The 15,618-nt window shown below is 43.4% G+C and carries 15 protein-coding genes and 1 other annotated feature; of the genes, 1 reads left to right on the plus strand and 14 read right to left on the minus strand.

From position 1 onward, the window contains the following. Positions 1-38: 38 nt before the first annotated feature. The 14 genes from HMPREF2832_RS08235 to trpX form a co-directional block, all read right to left on the minus strand. Positions 39-1,184 (minus strand): FtsX-like permease family protein, encoded by a 1,146-nt coding sequence (locus HMPREF2832_RS08235; protein ID WP_070506491.1) that lies wholly within the window; start codon positions 1,182-1,184, stop codon positions 39-41. A gap of 3 nt (positions 1,185-1,187) precedes the next feature. Beyond that, a complete protein-coding gene (locus HMPREF2832_RS08240; protein WP_004182281.1) occupies positions 1,188-1,868 on the minus strand; it encodes an ABC transporter ATP-binding protein in 681 nt (226 codons plus the stop codon). Beyond that, positions 1,865-2,440: a TetR/AcrR family transcriptional regulator gene (locus tag HMPREF2832_RS08245; protein WP_070506495.1), complete on the minus strand. Its 576-nt coding sequence runs from the start codon at positions 2,438-2,440 to the stop codon at positions 1,865-1,867. Before HMPREF2832_RS08245 ends, HMPREF2832_RS08240 begins: the two co-directional genes overlap by 4 nt. Positions 2,441-2,588: 148 nt before the next feature. Beyond that, complete coding sequence (locus HMPREF2832_RS08250; RefSeq protein WP_070506500.1) at positions 2,589-3,512, minus strand: aldo/keto reductase; 924 nt, start codon at positions 3,510-3,512, stop codon at positions 2,589-2,591. 95 nt (positions 3,513-3,607) lie between these two features. Further along, positions 3,608-4,822 (minus strand): ABC transporter permease, encoded by a 1,215-nt coding sequence (locus HMPREF2832_RS08255; RefSeq protein WP_070506505.1) that lies wholly within the window; start codon positions 4,820-4,822, stop codon positions 3,608-3,610. Then, positions 4,819-5,712: an ABC transporter ATP-binding protein gene (locus tag HMPREF2832_RS08260; protein WP_049506271.1), complete on the minus strand. Its 894-nt coding sequence runs from the start codon at positions 5,710-5,712 to the stop codon at positions 4,819-4,821. Before HMPREF2832_RS08260 ends, HMPREF2832_RS08255 begins: the two co-directional genes overlap by 4 nt. An 11-nt stretch (positions 5,713-5,723) precedes the next feature. Continuing rightward, entirely contained in the window at positions 5,724-6,509 is a 786-nt protein-coding gene (locus HMPREF2832_RS08265) for a DUF3169 family protein (RefSeq protein ID WP_049506274.1), read from the minus strand. 2 nt (positions 6,510-6,511) lie between these two features. Continuing rightward, positions 6,512-6,721 (minus strand): helix-turn-helix transcriptional regulator, encoded by a 210-nt coding sequence (locus HMPREF2832_RS08270; protein ID WP_003002675.1) that lies wholly within the window; start codon positions 6,719-6,721, stop codon positions 6,512-6,514. A 13-nt stretch (positions 6,722-6,734) separates the two neighbouring features. Continuing rightward, positions 6,735-7,043 carry a hypothetical protein gene (locus HMPREF2832_RS08275; RefSeq protein WP_049506276.1) on the minus strand — a complete coding sequence of 103 codons (309 nt, stop codon included), beginning with the start codon at positions 7,041-7,043 and terminating at the stop codon, positions 6,735-6,737. A gap of 235 nt (positions 7,044-7,278) precedes the next feature. Further along, the gene (pheT, locus tag HMPREF2832_RS08280; RefSeq protein WP_070506509.1) at positions 7,279-9,684 is read right to left on the minus strand and encodes a phenylalanine--tRNA ligase subunit beta; all 2,406 of its coding nucleotides are present in this window, start codon (positions 9,682-9,684) and stop codon (positions 7,279-7,281) included. A gap of 157 nt (positions 9,685-9,841) precedes the next feature. Continuing rightward, positions 9,842-10,357 (minus strand): GNAT family N-acetyltransferase, encoded by a 516-nt coding sequence (locus tag HMPREF2832_RS08285; RefSeq protein WP_070506514.1) that lies wholly within the window; start codon positions 10,355-10,357, stop codon positions 9,842-9,844. 2 nt (positions 10,358-10,359) lie between these two features. Then, a complete protein-coding gene (gene pheS / locus HMPREF2832_RS08290; RefSeq protein ID WP_070506517.1) occupies positions 10,360-11,406 on the minus strand; it encodes a phenylalanine--tRNA ligase subunit alpha in 1,047 nt (348 codons plus the stop codon). Positions 11,407-11,719: 313 nt separating this feature from the next. After that, entirely contained in the window at positions 11,720-12,139 is a 420-nt protein-coding gene (locus HMPREF2832_RS08295; protein WP_049482289.1) for a chromosome partitioning protein ParB, read from the minus strand. 123 nt (positions 12,140-12,262) lie between these two features. Then, positions 12,263-13,264, minus strand: coding sequence for a tryptophan ABC transporter substrate-binding protein (gene trpX, locus HMPREF2832_RS08300; protein ID WP_024055230.1), 1,002 nt, complete (start codon positions 13,262-13,264; stop codon positions 12,263-12,265). A 131-nt stretch (positions 13,265-13,395) separates the two neighbouring features. Continuing rightward, positions 13,396-13,627, minus strand: a binding site (T-box leader). Positions 13,628-13,777: 150 nt separating this feature from the next. On the opposite strand from trpX, the gene HMPREF2832_RS08305 reads away from it, so the two are divergent. Then, the gene (locus HMPREF2832_RS08305) at positions 13,778-15,439 is read left to right on the plus strand and encodes an Rqc2 family fibronectin-binding protein (protein WP_070506522.1); all 1,662 of its coding nucleotides are present in this window, start codon (positions 13,778-13,780) and stop codon (positions 15,437-15,439) included. Positions 15,440-15,618 lie beyond the last annotated feature (179 nt).

The raw sequence follows: 15,618 nt of genomic DNA on the forward strand, positions 1-15,618 counted from the left end.
TAACGAATTACCGATTTCTGTCCCACTCTCTCTTCTATTTATTCAGCTAAAAGCACTTCTTTGATGGTTTGCTTTTGGAGTTTTCTGTTGGATAGATAAAAGAGGCTTTCATAAACCACCGCAAAACCGATCAAAGTCCAGAAGCACACATTCCAATCAAAGTGATGCTCAATCTTTTCAGGAACCGTATCTTTGATCACACCGATCAAAATTTCCATGATACCGTATTGGTAAACCGTCCCAAGAACAAATCCTAGATAAGCCCAGAAACGATAGGGAGCGAGAATATGACTTTGGCATTCACGATCGGTGTAGCCAAAAGCCTTCATAAGAGCCAAAGTTTCGCGACTTTCAGAGACCACAATCCCCAATGACAAAAAGAGAATCGAGAAAGAAAGGATTAAACCAATCATAATCATCATGGTTTGGATGATATCATCTGTGTAATCCCTGAGGCCAAAGGACAATTGAACCATGGCCGCAAAACACATAGAGCCAAAGACCACAAAAAACAAGATCGATTTTCTCCCCCAAATCAGTGACGAGGATAGTTCTTTTAGGAAAGATTTGTCTTTCTTAGGAGCCCTCTTTCTCCTTTGGCCCTTGATTGGTGTTGGAGATTTTTTCAATAAGCGAAGCGCTGGCGTTTGTAGTTGTCTTCTAGCATAACCAATCGCGAGAAGCATAAAAAATGCTGTTGGAAGAATCACCAAAGCAAGCAAGAGCTGCCAGTGAAAATGAATGGTGATTTCTGGCAGAATCCCCTTTTCATTGCGGAAGTCATAAAAATGTCCCATCATGAGAAAGGAAGCAAAATAACCAAGAAACGCTCCAGCCCCAAAACTGAGTCCAAAGGCCCAAAATCGTTTCGCCAACTGGCCATTGCTATAGCCCAAAGCCTTTAAAATTCCTAATTGTTCCTTGTGGTCATCGACAAATTGTTTGATATAAAAACACATGAGAAGGACCGACGTCAAAGACAAGACAACTCCACTGACCATGGCCACCATCCAGGAAAGCGAAACTTGGGCATTATAGTAGGTCTGAATCATGGGATTGGTTTTCGAAATCTCCAACTGCTCGATATCCAGGTAAAAATTCAAGAAGAGATTGGCCACAAAGACCGCACAGGCTCCAATGATACTAACGACAACTAATTTTCGAATATCTTTTACTGAAAACATGGCTTACCATCCAATCTCATAAGCAGTCTGAGGTTGATCATTGGTCACAACTTCGGTAATTTTGCCACTATTGACACGAATGATGGTTCTGGCCATATCCGCAATATTTTGGTTGTGCGTCACCATAATCAAGGTAAAGCCTAGCTTTTCCTTCAGTTTCCAAATATAGTCGAGAATCTTGCGCCCTGTTTCTTCATCCAGGGCTCCCGTCGGCTCATCTAAGAAAAGAATCTCTGGCTTTTTGGCCAAGGCACGAGCAATGGAGACTCTCTGCTGTTCCCCACCAGACAATTCACTCGGATACTTGTCCAGCTTATCGCCAAGCCCCAAATCCTCGATGATCTGCAAAAAATCATGATTGTTTGCCAGGTCAGCACCCATCTTTACATTCTGTCTGACCGTCAGATTCGGCAATAAATAATACTGCTGGAAGATAAAGGCAATCTTCTCACGTCTAAAGGCTGTCAATTGAGCATCCGTGAGTTGTGATAAATCTTGTCCTTGAATAAGGATATGCCCTTCGTCTACCTTTTCTAAGCCTGATAACACATTTAAGAGAGTTGACTTGCCCGATCCAGAAGGACCGAGGATAACCACATCATCCTGGTCTTGTATCTGCAAATCAATCCCCTTTAAAACCTTGGTTTGGCCGTAACTTTTGTGTACATTTTCTAGTTGAATCATTTCTTTCCTACCATTTCTTTGATGAGAGATTGACAAACCTCTGTCAATAATCCAATCACTTCTTCCATGCCGAACTGATAAATACCAGAAGCAACCATAGAGGCCATCCCGTGTGAGTAGATAAATAGATGCTGGTACAAGCGACTAGCTTCCTCTACAGTCAAAGGATAGTCTGCAACAATCGAATCCAGAACCAATTGGTAACTATGATCCTTCATGGGAAGAAAATCTTGAAAGCGACGAATCGGATTTTTGCTAGGATTTTGGAAAAGCAATTGAAAGAGTTGTGGCTCTTTTGAGGCGAAAAGGATATAAGCAACCCCGACAGATCGAAAAGGCTTTTCATCTTCTAAGGCCTTGCGAATATACCCCACCACGACCATCTCCGCAGCACCAATAACCTCTGCTTGTAACTCAGACATATTAGCAAATTGCCCAAAAATGACTCTCGGTGTGGCTCCCAGTTTCTCCGCTAATGCTCTAGCTGTCAAACCAGCCATCCCCTCTTCTCTCACCAATTGTAAAGCTGTCCCAATGATAGCTTCTTTACTAAATTTAACCTTTGGTGGCATAAGACTCCTTTCACGCAACGTACGTTGCGCAACACTTGTTGCATAAAGAATACCATAAAATAGAAAGACTTGTCAAGAAAAATCTGAAAACTACCAAACAAAAAACCAGACCACCTATAAGAGTGGAATCTGGTTTACTAACAAGATTCTAAGGCAAATCATTTCCCGCCGCCAAGTAGATTTGGTACCATTCCTTGCGCGTTAGGGTGACTGTTGCTGCTTTCCCTGCTTCAAGGACATGCTGTGGCTTGGTCGTTCCAATGACGGCCTGCATCTTACCTGGATAGCGAAGGACCCAAGCGAGGGCAATGGCTGTCGGTGTGACTTGGTATTTTTTCGCCAAGTCATTGAGCACGTGATTGAGGGCCGCAAACTCTTCCTTGCCGACAAAATTCCCCTTGAAATAGCCATGCTGGAGGACAGACCAAGCTTGAATCACCGTATCAGTTAAGCGACAATACTCAAAGACACTACCATCACGAACTGCTGCTTTTGGCCCCTCCATGTTGACATGAAAACCAGCTTCAAAGCTCGGTGTAAAGGCGGCACTCAACTGCAACTGGTTGACCTTGAGAGGTTGTTTGACAGCCGTTTTAAGCAATTCCATCATCATAGGATTTTGATTGGACACCCCAAAATGACGGACCTTGCCCGCTTGCTCCAACTGATCAAAAGCTTCCGCCACCTCTTCAGGCTCCATGAGGGCATCCGGTCGGTGAAGGAGGAGACTATCTAAGCGCTCGATCTGCAGACGATCGAGGATGCCATCGACGGAGTCCAAAATATAGTCCTTGGAAAAATCAAAATAGGTAAAACCGTCTTTGCGAATGCCACACTTGGACTGGATCCACATCTGGTTCCGAAGATCCGGACGGCGCTTGAGAACCTTACCCAACAGGACCTCACACTGGCCATCACCATAGATATCCGCTAGGTCAAAGGTGTTAATGCCAATCGACAAGGCTGCCTCTACCAAGGCCTCCACCTCATCTTCACTCATCTGACTGATCCGCATCATCCCAAGGACAATCGTGGACAGACGCTCATTTTCAGCAAACTCAATATAGTTCATGTCCGCCTCCTTTTCTGTAGTTCTATTGTAGTGAAAAGGATTTCAAAAGTCAATTTGCAATCGAAAAGCCCCAGCAATAACTGAGGCTTGTTTGATTAGCGATAGCTAAGAGCACGTTTGATGGTCTTCCATGGTCCGAGGTCATCGGTCTGAAGGATCAGGCTGGCATAGATACGGGCGATGAGCACTGTTCCCACAATGGTAAAGAGAACCGCAATTCCCAATGAAGCCCAAGCTTCAAGACCAGTCGCATAGCCATTGATGGTACGGAAAGGCATGAAGAAAGTTGAAATGAATGGAATGTACGAACCGATCTTCAATAAGAAGACATCACCAGCACTTCCCAAGGTGGTTACCCCAAAGAAGCTAAAGAGGACTAACATCATCAGTGGCGAAATCGCTTTTCCTGAATCTTCAGGTCGTGCTACTGTGGAGCCTAAGAAGGCAGAGAGCACCACATACATAAAGACCCCAAGGATAATGAAGAAGACCGTATTGAGCGAGATCGCTTCTGCTAGGTGCTGGGTAATTGGAGAGTTTGGAGAGAGAAAATCCTTGACAACAGGGATATCTGCTCTAAAGATCCAAACGGCTACAAGCCCAACGACATAGACAAAAATGTGGGTAAAAATCACTCCGAAAAGTCCGAGCATGCGTGCGAAAAAATAGTCGGTTGCTTTGATACTAGAGAAGACCACTTCCATGATCTTGGTTCCTTTTTCACTGGCCACTTCTTGGGCTGTGATACCAGAGTAGAACATCAAAATCATATAAAGTAGCATTCCTAGAGCACCTGCAACCATGGTTTGCACCATTTTCAAGCCTTCTTTTTTCTCATCAATCTTTTCTTTCAGAGAAACCTGTTGAGACAAGGCTGTCAGTTGCTCTTTGCTTAAATTGGCACGCGCTAGATTGATTCCTTGTTGGACTTGGCTTAATTTTGCAGAGACAAGGGATTTCAATCCCATTTTCATGGCTTGGTCGCCCACATAAGTCGCTTCTAGCTGGCCATCTTTTTCATCGACCGTTAGGTAAGCAGCTGCTTTCTCATCCTTGATAGCTTTTTTAGCTGCAGCTTCATCTTTGTAGTCTAAGGTCAAGCCATCGGTTCCTTTGAGGCTTTCTTTGACAGCTACCACTTCTGTCACCAAGGCCACCTGGTTCTTGGCTTCTGTAGATGAACCTGTCAGATAACCGATTCCAATGCTCAACCCTAAAAAGAGGAAGGGACCGAAGACCATGAAGAGAAAACTCCATGATTTCACTTGTCTGATATAGGTTTCTTTCATTACGACAAACATCTGTTTCATACTTCTACTCCTGATTCAAGTTTAAAGATCTCATCAATAGTTGGGGCTTGGTGGTCAAAGGTCGCAAGGTAGTGGCCCTTGGTCAAGCGATCAAATAATTCTGGTCCAGCTGACGCATCATCCAAGATCAGCTTCCACGTCCCTTGCTTGGTCATGCTGACCTTGGTCACGTGTGGCAGAGCTTCTAGCTCTTCTTTGCTAAAGTCGTTTGAGACAAAGAGGCGAGTCTTGCCATAGCTATTCCGGACCTCTTGGACAGGCCCTGAAAGGACAACCGAACCATCACGGATCATTAGGATATCATCACACAACTCTTCGACGTTGGTCATGACGTGGTCAGAAAAGATAATGGTTGCCCCACGCTCTTTTTCTTCAAAGATGACCTGCTTGAGCACTTCTGTATTGACCGGATCCAATCCGCTAAATGGTTCATCTAAAATGATCAATTTAGGCTCATGGATCAAGGTGATGATCAGTTGCACCTTCTGTTGGTTCCCTTTTGAGAGGCTCTTGATTTTATCAGTCAATTTCCCCTTCACTTGGAGTTTTTCCATCCAAATCGGTAATTTTTCCTTGACCTCGGCAGTGCTCATTCCTTTTAAGGCAGCCAAATAGCGGACCTGCTCAAAAATTGTGAGTTTTGGCATGAGACTACGCTCTTCCGGCAAATAGCCAATTTCTTTGTAAGTTTCTTGCGTAATCGCTTTGCCATCTAGACGGATCTCACCGCTGTAGTCCAAAAAGCGCAGGATGCTGTGGAAAATGGTGGTTTTTCCGGCCCCATTTTTCCCAACCAAACCAAGGATATGACCTTGTTGAGCTGTCAGATCCACTCCAAAGAGGACCTGCTTATTGCCAAAGCTTTTTTCTAAATTTCTAATTTCTAACATGGATGACTCCTTTACTCTTTATAATAACGTTTGGTAATTTTGTATTGTGAAATAAGGATATAAATATAGAGAATGGATACGACGAACAAAGCTAAGAGGATATCCGTTTTGAAGGCAACTCCAATGAGGAGGAGAGCAAGGAGAAAGCTCGGCAAGATATAATTGCTTAACTTAACCACCACTTCGAAATTTTCCTCGTAGTTTATCTGTTTTTCTGCCTCATCCATCATACTCATCATAAATTCACGCATTTCCTTGGCATCGGCATTGCGGGGAATCGGTTTCCCATAAACCAAGTTAAAGGTCTTACGATAGAAGATACCCACTAGGAAAAATAGGACAATCAAGGCAAGAAAAAGGTAGAGCATGGTAAAAGGTCCAAAGATAAAAGCCGCAGGTTTATCCAAATTCACCAATTGAATATAAAAGATGATAATAAAAAAGTATGGCAAGATCATGATTCCTTTAAAGATGGTCGCTAACCCATACAGTTTTTCCTTCTGGATATCATAGTGATAGGCTTCATCCTCGTCTTCTATATGGAGAATCTTGTAATGAAGTTTACTTACCCGCATCAATAGGACCATCGTGATCATAAACACGACCAAGAATAAAACTACTGAGCCCAAAAGGAGCACCTCTTTACTAAAGAAGGATTGGATTTCCAGAGGCTTTTTGGATCCAAACATCCCTGTCAAAAATCCGATAACTCCTCCAATCAAGCCGGAAACTGTGATGATTCCCACATTTCTCCAAAAATGGTAACGATCAGATCGTTCTTGTTGTTGCTTTTTCATTTTTATTCTTCTCCCTCTACTAGACTAAAAACATTCTCCACCGGTTCCTTGAAAATCTGGGCGATGGTGATCGCAATGATAACCGAGGGGGTGTATTCCCCCCGCTCCAAGAGACTGATGGACTGGCGCGAGACTCCTGCTAGCTTGGCTAGCTCGGATTGATTGAGCCCATCACGCGCCCTCAGCTCTTTCAGTCGATTTTTTAAAATCATGGCTTTCGCCCCCTTATAGTTGAATACCTTGAATATCTTCGATGCGAACTAATTGGGTTTCCTTTTCTTTTTTCTTATTCTCACGGCTCAATTTGACCCAATCTTCGTCGATATCCAAAATTTCATACTCGAATCCAACACCACTCACTAAAACAGTGGCCGTTTGGCCTTTCAATTCTTCTAAAAGTCTAGACATGTCTTGATTTCCTTTCACTTGTTTTTCTAATCGTCTGATGCGTTTGTTCAACCTTTTTATCTTCTTTTCTGAGCTTGCATAAAATATAAGCAGAAAAAGGATAAAAATAATCCACACGGCTCCCATAAGAAAACCTCCTCTTCTTTCAACTGAAATCATTGTAACACTTCTTTTTCTTTTTGACAAGTATATTTTACAAAAAAATAAAAATATTTGTCAAAAATAGAAAGATGGTTGACATGTATATTTTGAGTACTTAAAGGAATTTCTTTATTTTTATAGGGTTTTAAGGCCTATAACTTGCAAATCCTGGAAGAAAAAAACAGCTGAGAAATTCTCAACTGTTTCATGTTTTTTAGATTTAGCGCACTTCTGCGTCGACTTTTTCTTCGAGGGAAGCTTGAATTTTTTCCATATAGCGAGCGACTTCTTCGTCAGTCAAGCTATCTTCTGGATTTTGGAAGGTCAAGCTGTAGGCCATAGATTTCATTCCAACACCTAGTTTTTCACCTGAGAAGACGTCAAAGAGTTTGATGTCTGTCAAACGTTTCACGCCCGCAGCTTGGATGGCATCGACCACTTCTTGGTGAGTCACTTCTGCTTTGAGGAGAAGAGCGATATCACGGCTGACTGCTGGGAACTTAGTAATTTCCACAAAGGCTGCTGCTGGTTGAAGGGCTGCTTCAATAGCTGAAAGGTTGATCTCAGCTACATAAGTTTCTGGAATATCGTAAGCCTTAGCCGTCACAGGGTGCACTTGACCGAGGAAACCGACTACTTGATCACCAAGTGAGATCAAGGCTGTGCGTCCTGGGTGAAGACTCTTGATCTCTTGCGTTGCTGTATAGGTCACTTCAAGACCCAAGCGAGCAAATAGAGCTTCCAAAATTCCCTTAGCATAGAAGAAGTCAACTGGAACAGCTGGAGTCTGGAAGTCTTTTTCAGCGACTAAACCAGTCAATGCAAAGGCAAAGCTGTTGATTTCATTTGGTAAGTCTTCTTTTGGATTACCCGTTTGCTCGAAAACTTTTCCAATCTCGTAAAGAGCCAAGTCTTTGTTCTTACGCGCTACGTTGTAGGCAACTGTATCCAAAATACCAGAAACCATATTTTGACGAAGGACTGAACGATCCACAGTCATTGGCCACATGAGCTCCGTTAAGTTACTTGGTGCAGTCGTGAACTCCACTGCTTTTTCAGGTGTTGTCAGTGCATAGGTGATGATTTCTGTCAATCCAGCACCTTCTGCAATGGTCCGAACTTGGCGACGCAATTTTTGAGTCGCTGTCAATTCACCGGCTGTCCCGTCATCTTTTGGAAGGGTTGCTGGTAATTTGTCATAACCATAAATCCGAGCAATTTCTTCAAAAAGATCCGCTTCGATAGTGATGTCCCAACGGCGACGAGGAACTCTGACTGTGAAGGCTTCTGCATTTCCAGAAAGGCCAAAACCAAGACGACGGAAGACATCCTCAACATCCGCGTAGGAAAGCTCTGTTCCAAGGACACGGTTAACGTCTGCAAGAGTGGAAGAAACTTCCACATCTGAAGTATCCAACTGACCTGCTGAAACGATGCCCTTACGCACGGTTGCACCAGCCAATTCAGCAATCATGCTCGCTGCTGCATCAAGGGCTTCATTAACAGTTGCCACGTTGATCCCTTTTTCAAAGCGAGAAGATGATTCAGAACGAAGGTTGAGGCGACCGCTGGTCTTACGGATCGATTTGCCATTGAAGACAGCTGCTTCAAGGACGACACGACTAGAGTTTTCAGAGATTTCTGTAGCCTCTCCACCCATGACACCTGCAAGGGCAACAGGTTTATCAGCAACCGTAATCACGAGGTCACTTGTTTCCAAGTCACGTTCTTCCCCATCCAAGGTCACCAATTTTTCGCCAGCACGCGCTTCACGTACTCGGATATCGTTTCCTTCAAAGGTATCCAGATCAAAGGCATGCATAGGCTGACCAAAGTAAAGCAGAATATAGTTGGTCACGTCAACCACATTATTGATGGGACGGATGCCTTCGTTCATGAGGAGGTTTTGCAACCATTGTGGACTTGGTGCAATGGTCACATTGTCCAAAATACGAGCTGCATAATAAGGAGCCTTGTCTGTGTCAATGCTGACAGAAAGAGCATCCGCTGCAGCTTGGTCTGTTTCGGTCAAGGTAAAGTCTTTGAAGCTCACTGCCTTGTCATAGATGGCTGCTACTTCGTGCGCTACCCCACGCATCGAAAGGGCATCTGCACGGTTTGGAGTGATAGAAAGCTCGATGATTTCATTATCCAAGTCTAAGTAAGAGAAGACTTCCTCACCTGGAACTGCATCATCTGGCAAGATTTGGATGCCATCTGTAAATTCTTTCGGTACAACAGAGTCAGAAATCCCTAATTCACCAAGTGAGCAGATCATTCCGAGAGATTCTAAACCACGGATTTTCCCTTTTTTGATTTTGTAATTGTCAGCGATACGAGCTCCCGGAAGTGCCACCATAACCTTGATGCCTGCACGCACATTTGGTGCTCCACAGACGATTTGACGGGCTTCTTCTTCGCCAACGTTAACCTGACAAACATGGAGGTGAGTTTCTGGCACATCTTCACAAGATAAGACTTCTCCGACGACAATTTTTGAGAGACCGGCAGCTGGTGATTCCACACCTTCTACTTCGATCCCTGTGGTTGACATTTTTTCAGCCAACTCTTGTGATGGTACATCAATGTCCACCAATTCTTTTAACCATTTATAACTAACTAACATATGTAAGATACCAAGGGCTAAGCAGAAATCTAGTTATCTTTCCTAGATCTCCATCCACCCTCGTTTAGATCCTTTCATTTTGTGTTTTCCAGCCCGAGGCTGGCTTAGGTAGGTCTAGTAACCTCCCCTTCTCTAGAATAGAAGTTTCTTGTTCCTTCTAGATCAATTTCTTTCTCAACAACCAGTCTGTATCCACGGTATCTCCGGTTATATACTGGTGTTCACTAAATCGTTCAAAACCAAAGCGGTAGTAAAAATCTTGCGCCTTAAAATTGCGTTCCCAGACACCTAGCCAGGCCCACTCAAAGCCACGTCTCTTGGCTTGATCCAGCGCAAAGGTAAACATTTCCTTGCCGAAACCAGCCCCATGACATTCCTTCTTGACATAGATCCGTTGGATCTCAAAGGACTTGTCCATCTCTACTGGCTCGGTCTGCGCTTGGCCCCAGTTAAACTTGAGAAAACCACAGATTTCTTGTTCTTCATTGAGGACAAAATAGGTTTCGGATTCTGGATCTAGCAGATCCTTCTCAATTTGCTCCAAAGAGAGCACAGTAGAGAAGTAATCTTCCAAATCTTCCTCAACAATATAGGGACCAAAGGTATCCCGATAGGTTTCCACTTCTAGGTCACGTAAGGTCTCTAATTGATCGATTTTTACTCTAACTAACATGATTATTTAAACTGTTCTGAGAAGCGAACATCCCCTTGATAGAAGCCACGGATATCATTGATTCCGTAACGAAGCATGGCCACACGCTCTTGACCAAGTCCAAAGGCAAATCCTGAATAGATTGTTGGATCAATGCCACTCATCTCAAGGACGCGTGGGTGAACCATACCAGCTCCCATGATTTCAATCCAACCAGTTTTCTTACATACGTTACATCCCGCTCCACCACACTTAAAGCAAGAAACGTCCACTTCAACCGATGGCTCAGTGAATGGGAAGTAAGAAGGACGCAAACGGATTTGACGTTCTGCACCAAACATCTTTTGCACGATCAATTGAAGCGTTCCTTGAAGGTCGGCCATGGAAATGTTTTTCCCAACGACCAAACCTTCGATTTGATGGAATTGGTGGCTGTGGGTCGCATCATCTGTATCTCGACGGAAAACACGCCCTGGAGAGATCATCTTCAAAGGCCCCTTGCTAAAGTCATGTGCATCCATCGCCCTCGCCTGTACAGGTGAAGTATGGGTCCGAAGCAAGATTTCTTCTGTGATGTAGAAGGTATCCTGCATATCACGAGCTGGGTGATCTTTAGGCAGATTCATCCGTTCAAAGTTATAATAATCTTGCTCCACTTCAAAGCCGTCTACGACTTGATACCCCATCCCAATAAAGATATCTTCGATTTCTTCACTAGTTTGGGTCAAAATATGACGGTAACCACTAGCAACTGGACGACCTGGAAGGGTCACATCGATGCTTTCGCTCGCTAGTTTAGCTTGGACTTTCTTTTCTTCCAAGAGTTTGGCGGTTTCTTCAAAGGCAGCCGTCAAGACATCACGGGCTTCATTGACGTGTTTTCCAATAACCGGACGCATCTCAGCAGAGACATCCTTCATCCCTTTAAGAATTTCCGTCAGAGATCCTTTTTTCCCAAGGACAGAGACCCGTAGTTCTTGCAATTCTTTTTTATTTTCAGCAGAGATCTGCTTCAAAGCTGCCAGCGTTTCTTCACGAAGCGCTTTTAATTGTTCTTCAATCGTTGACATATTTCCTCCATCATGGTCCCTCTACAGACATAGAAAAAACCACGCGCCAACACCCTCATTCGGAGCGTTGACACGCGGTACCATCCGTTTTTATCTGTAAACCAGACCTTAATTTCTAAATCCTTTACGCAAGTGAATTCACTCAGCTTTCATGCAAAGAGCTTTCAGTCACGGCCCTTCTCCCTGTCGCACTTCCCTTGAGGTACTAGTCTTGCAGATTTCTATTCAATTACTACATAGTTTATCAGATTTTTAGTTAAAAAACAAGTTAGATGAGACTAATTCAATAGAAAAAGGAACAAGAGACCGTGCATTATCTATTTGCCTTGTCTGTTTCATCTGATTGCCTTTTCAATAGAAGAGTTGCTGCTTGGTTAAAACCATCACACCAGTTATACCATTTTGCTTCATACTCATCTTGAGGTAAGATACGATGTTTTAAATCCAAAACAGAGGATATCTTTCTTTCCTCGCAAGCTTGCGCATAGAGAGCATACAATTCATCGCCACCATCTCTATCAAACTCAGCAGAAATCGTATCCCGACCTGCCAATAAAGCCTGATAAGCCCTGTGATGCCCGTCTGTAATCAAGAAGCGATTTCCAAATGCAAGAACACTAATTGGATCCACATTGATGATGTCTGCCGACTGATCCAGCATCTGGATAGCTTGTAACTTCTTTTCTGATAAATAAAGTTGGGTCGGATGAAGATCTGTTATCTTGACTTCCATTTCTTTCTCCTCTACCAAGAGTATAAAAGTTGGTTCTGGGCACTGGTAGACATTTTCAAAGGTCACGATTTAAAGACCTGCCAAAGCCAAATTCCCCCGCCATTCTTGTGATTCGTTTTCTTTTTATTTAATGACTTGTCCAGCATCTTTCAAGACAGATTCTGGAATAGTAATACCCAATTCATCTGCGACTTTTTTATTGATGACAGATTTTCCTTGGCTAAAGATTTCAACAGGTGTATCCGCAGGTTTTTGACCTTTCAAGATCTTCGCAGCCATTTTACCAGTTGCTACCCCAAGATCGTGTTGGTCGACAACGACTGAACCAAGACCACCAGCTTCTACCATAGCTGTCGCACTTGGGAAGATTGGTTTTTTAGCTGTTTTGTTGGCTTCGACAACTGTTGAGAAGGCTGAAGCGATGGTATTGTCGATTGGAACCCAGATGGCATCGACTTTGCCTGACATTACAGACACAGTGGAAGCAATTTCGTTTGTAGAAGGAACAGAATAAGGAACGACCTTGTAGCCTGCTTTTTCAGCCAATTTTGTAAATTCTTCTACTTGAGATTTTGAGTTATCTTCACTGGTTGAGTACAGGATCCCAATTGTTTTCACGTTCGGAGTCAATTCTTTGATTAATTTCAACTGTTGCTCAGTTGGATTGTGGTCAGATACCCCAGTGATATTGCCACCTGGTTTTTTCAAATCTTTGACCAAGTTTGCGCCGACCGGATCAGTGACAGCTCCCATAACGATGGGTTTGTCTTTTGTTGCACTAGCCAATCCTTGAGCAGATGGAGTTGCAATTCCAATCAAGACTTGGTTATCCTTGTCTACCAATTGTTTACTCATGGTTGCAACTTTGTTTTGGTCGCCTTCAGCATTAAGGAAATCAATGTCCACTTTATCCTTATCATAACCTTCTTCAGCCAAACCATCTTGAATTCCCTTGTAGATCAAGTCAAGCGAAGGGTGGCTGACCAGCTGTAAGACCCCAACTTTAGCCTTTTCATTGCTGCTTGCTGCCTTGTTGTCTTTGCCTGCTGTAGCTGAATAGATCGCTGTCCCAATGACTGCTGCTGCAATCAAACCAATAATTCCCATTAAACGTTTATTTTTCATTTTTAATACCTCTTCTATTTTTCATTTTCTTCTTTTTTTCATCCTCTAAAGAATGAGACGCCATCGTTTCTTCATATCTTTTCTCCCTTCTCATCTAAAACAAAAAACACGCCCACACATAGCAAAAGCTATGTGAGGACGTGTCATCGCGGTACCACCTCACTTATGGGAAAAGGATAGTCTCCCCCATATCTCTGTCTTGTCTAGCAACAAGTTGCACGATAAGGTGTGCCAACCGAATTTTTATTGTTTCAAATTCATCTCATCATTAGTCCAATTTCATAAACTGCCGCTACCTACTCTCAGCAACCGTAGGCTCTCTTGAAACTTTCATTTACTACTTTTCTAATTTCTTACATTTTAAAGTTTTCTTTCAAAAATGTCAATACTTTTTCTGCATTTTTTTGGAAACGTTCGCATTTTCTATTCAACATCCTCTTGCTTCTTTCTGGGATTTCCGCACTAATTTTGTTATAATTTACTAGAATAAACGCTAGAATGATGAGGAATCCCATGTCTTTTGATGGATTTTTTTTACACCATATGGTGCAAGAATTGAAGGCCGAACTCTTGAGTGGCCGCATTCAAAAAATTAACCAACCCTTCGAGCAAGAATTAGTGCTCCAAATCCGAGGCAATCGGAAAAACCAAAAACTCTTACTCTCAGCCCATTCTGTCTTTGGACGGATTCAACGGACCCAGACCAACTTTGAAAATCCTGCCTTTCCCAATACCTTTATTATGGTTATGCGCAAATATCTTCAAGGCGCTGTCATCGAAGGGATTGAACAAATGGAGAACGACCGGATTCTCGAAATCCGTGTCTCCAATAAAAATGAAATTGGAGATGCTATTTCTGTCAGCCTCATGATCGAAATCATGGGCAAGCACAGTAATATTATTCTCCTGGACCGCACCAGCAATAAAATCATCGAAGCTATCAAACACGTCGGCTTCTCACAAAATAGCTACCGGACCATTCTCCCTGGATCAACTTATGTAGCTCCTCCGAAAACCGACGCTGTCAATCCTTTTACTATTGGAGATGAAGCCCTTTTTGCCCTTCTTCACAAGGAAGAGTTAAGTCCAAAGAACCTTCAAAAATGTTTCCAAGGTTTGGGGCGAGATACGGCTCAAGAATTAGCCAAGCGACTTGAGACGGATGGAAAATTAAAGACCTTCCGTGCCTTTTTCCAAGCTCCAACTGAGCCACGCCTAACAACCAAATCCTTCTCGGCTATCCCCTTTGCAGATGCGACTAGTCAAACGTTTGAGACACTTTCCGATCTGCTGGATGACTATTACCGAGACAAGGCTGAGCGCGATCGGGTGCAACAACAGGCCAGTGAGTTGATCCGCAAGGTCGAAAACGATCTTGAAAAGAACCGGAAAAAATTAGCCAAACAAGAGGCGGAGTTAGCGGCGACCGACAATGCGGAAGAATTCCGCCAAAAAGGAGAATTGCTGACAACCTTCCTCCATCAGGTACCAAACGACCAAGACCAAGTTGTCCTGGACAATTACTATACCAACGAGCCCATTACCATCCAACTCAACAAGGTCCTGACCCCCAATCAAAATGCCCAACGCTACTTTAAACGCTACCAGAAGTTAAAAGAAGCCGTCAAACATTTGACCATCCTCATTCAAGAAACCAAGGAAACCATTTCTTATCTTGAAACGGTTGAAACAGCCCTTTCTCAAGCGAGCCTAGCTGAGGTGGCAGAAATTCGAGAAGAGCTAATCCAGACCGGCTTTATCAAACGGCGCAATCGCGAAAAAATTCATAAACGGAAAAAACCTGAGAAATACCTAGCTAGTGATGGAAAAACCATCATTTTAGTGGGTCGCAATAATTTGCAAAACGATGAACTGACCTTTAAGATCGCTAAGAAAGATGAGCTCTGGTTCCATGCCAAAGATATCCCGGGAAGCCACGTCGTCATTACAGGAAATCTAAATCCATCGGATGAAGTGAAGACCGATGCTGCAGAGTTGGCCGCCTACTATTCCAAGGCCCGTCTCTCAAACCTGGTCCAAGTAGATATGATCGAAGTCAAGAAACTCAATAAACCAACTGGTGGAAAGCCAGGTTTTGTCACCTACACCGGCCAAAAGACTCTGCGGGTCACCCCAGAAGAAGAAAAAATCAAAGCCATGAAACTAAAGGACTGATTTCAAAAATAAAAGAGAGTGGGACAGAAATCGGTAATTCGTTAGTATTCGATTTCGTTGTCCCACCTCCGCACAGTTGAGTAAGGCTGTAAAAGCTGATGAAATCAGCGTAGTATATCCCACTCAACCACTGCGTCTTGCTCGACAGTCCAAAAACAATTGAGAGGCCAGGAGTTTTG

The organism is Streptococcus sp. HMSC073D05, from assembly GCF_001812015.1.
GTDB classification, from domain to species: domain Bacteria; phylum Bacillota; class Bacilli; order Lactobacillales; family Streptococcaceae; genus Streptococcus; species Streptococcus parasanguinis_D.

Coding starts and splice junctions, on each gene's coding strand:
- HMPREF2832_RS08275 (WP_049506276.1), bottom strand. CDS start 7,043: ATGGGAGCCGTGTGGATTATTTTTATCCTTTTTCTGCTTATATTTTAT.
- HMPREF2832_RS08245 (WP_070506495.1), bottom strand. CDS start 2,440: ATGCCACCAAAGGTTAAATTTAGTAAAGAAGCTATCATTGGGACAGCT.
- trpX (WP_024055230.1), bottom strand. CDS start 13,264: ATGAAAAATAAACGTTTAATGGGAATTATTGGTTTGATTGCAGCAGCA.
- pheS (WP_070506517.1), bottom strand. CDS start 11,406: ATGTCAACGATTGAAGAACAATTAAAAGCGCTTCGTGAAGAAACGCTG.
- HMPREF2832_RS08270 (WP_003002675.1), bottom strand. CDS start 6,721: ATGATTTTAAAAAATCGACTGAAAGAGCTGAGGGCGCGTGATGGGCTC.
- HMPREF2832_RS08295 (WP_049482289.1), bottom strand. CDS start 12,139: ATGGAAGTCAAGATAACAGATCTTCATCCGACCCAACTTTATTTATCA.
- pheT (WP_070506509.1), bottom strand. CDS start 9,684: ATGTTAGTTAGTTATAAATGGTTAAAAGAATTGGTGGACATTGATGTA.
- HMPREF2832_RS08265 (WP_049506274.1), bottom strand. CDS start 6,509: ATGAAAAAGCAACAACAAGAACGATCTGATCGTTACCATTTTTGGAGA.
- HMPREF2832_RS08260 (WP_049506271.1), bottom strand. CDS start 5,712: ATGTTAGAAATTAGAAATTTAGAAAAAAGCTTTGGCAATAAGCAGGTC.
- HMPREF2832_RS08250 (WP_070506500.1), bottom strand. CDS start 3,512: ATGAACTATATTGAGTTTGCTGAAAATGAGCGTCTGTCCACGATTGTC.
- HMPREF2832_RS08285 (WP_070506514.1), bottom strand. CDS start 10,357: ATGTTAGTTAGAGTAAAAATCGATCAATTAGAGACCTTACGTGACCTA.
- HMPREF2832_RS08235 (WP_070506491.1), bottom strand. CDS start 1,184: ATGTTTTCAGTAAAAGATATTCGAAAATTAGTTGTCGTTAGTATCATT.
- HMPREF2832_RS08255 (WP_070506505.1), bottom strand. CDS start 4,822: ATGAAACAGATGTTTGTCGTAATGAAAGAAACCTATATCAGACAAGTG.
- HMPREF2832_RS08305 (WP_070506522.1), top strand. CDS start 13,778: ATGTCTTTTGATGGATTTTTTTTACACCATATGGTGCAAGAATTGAAG.
- HMPREF2832_RS08240 (WP_004182281.1), bottom strand. CDS start 1,868: ATGATTCAACTAGAAAATGTACACAAAAGTTACGGCCAAACCAAGGTT.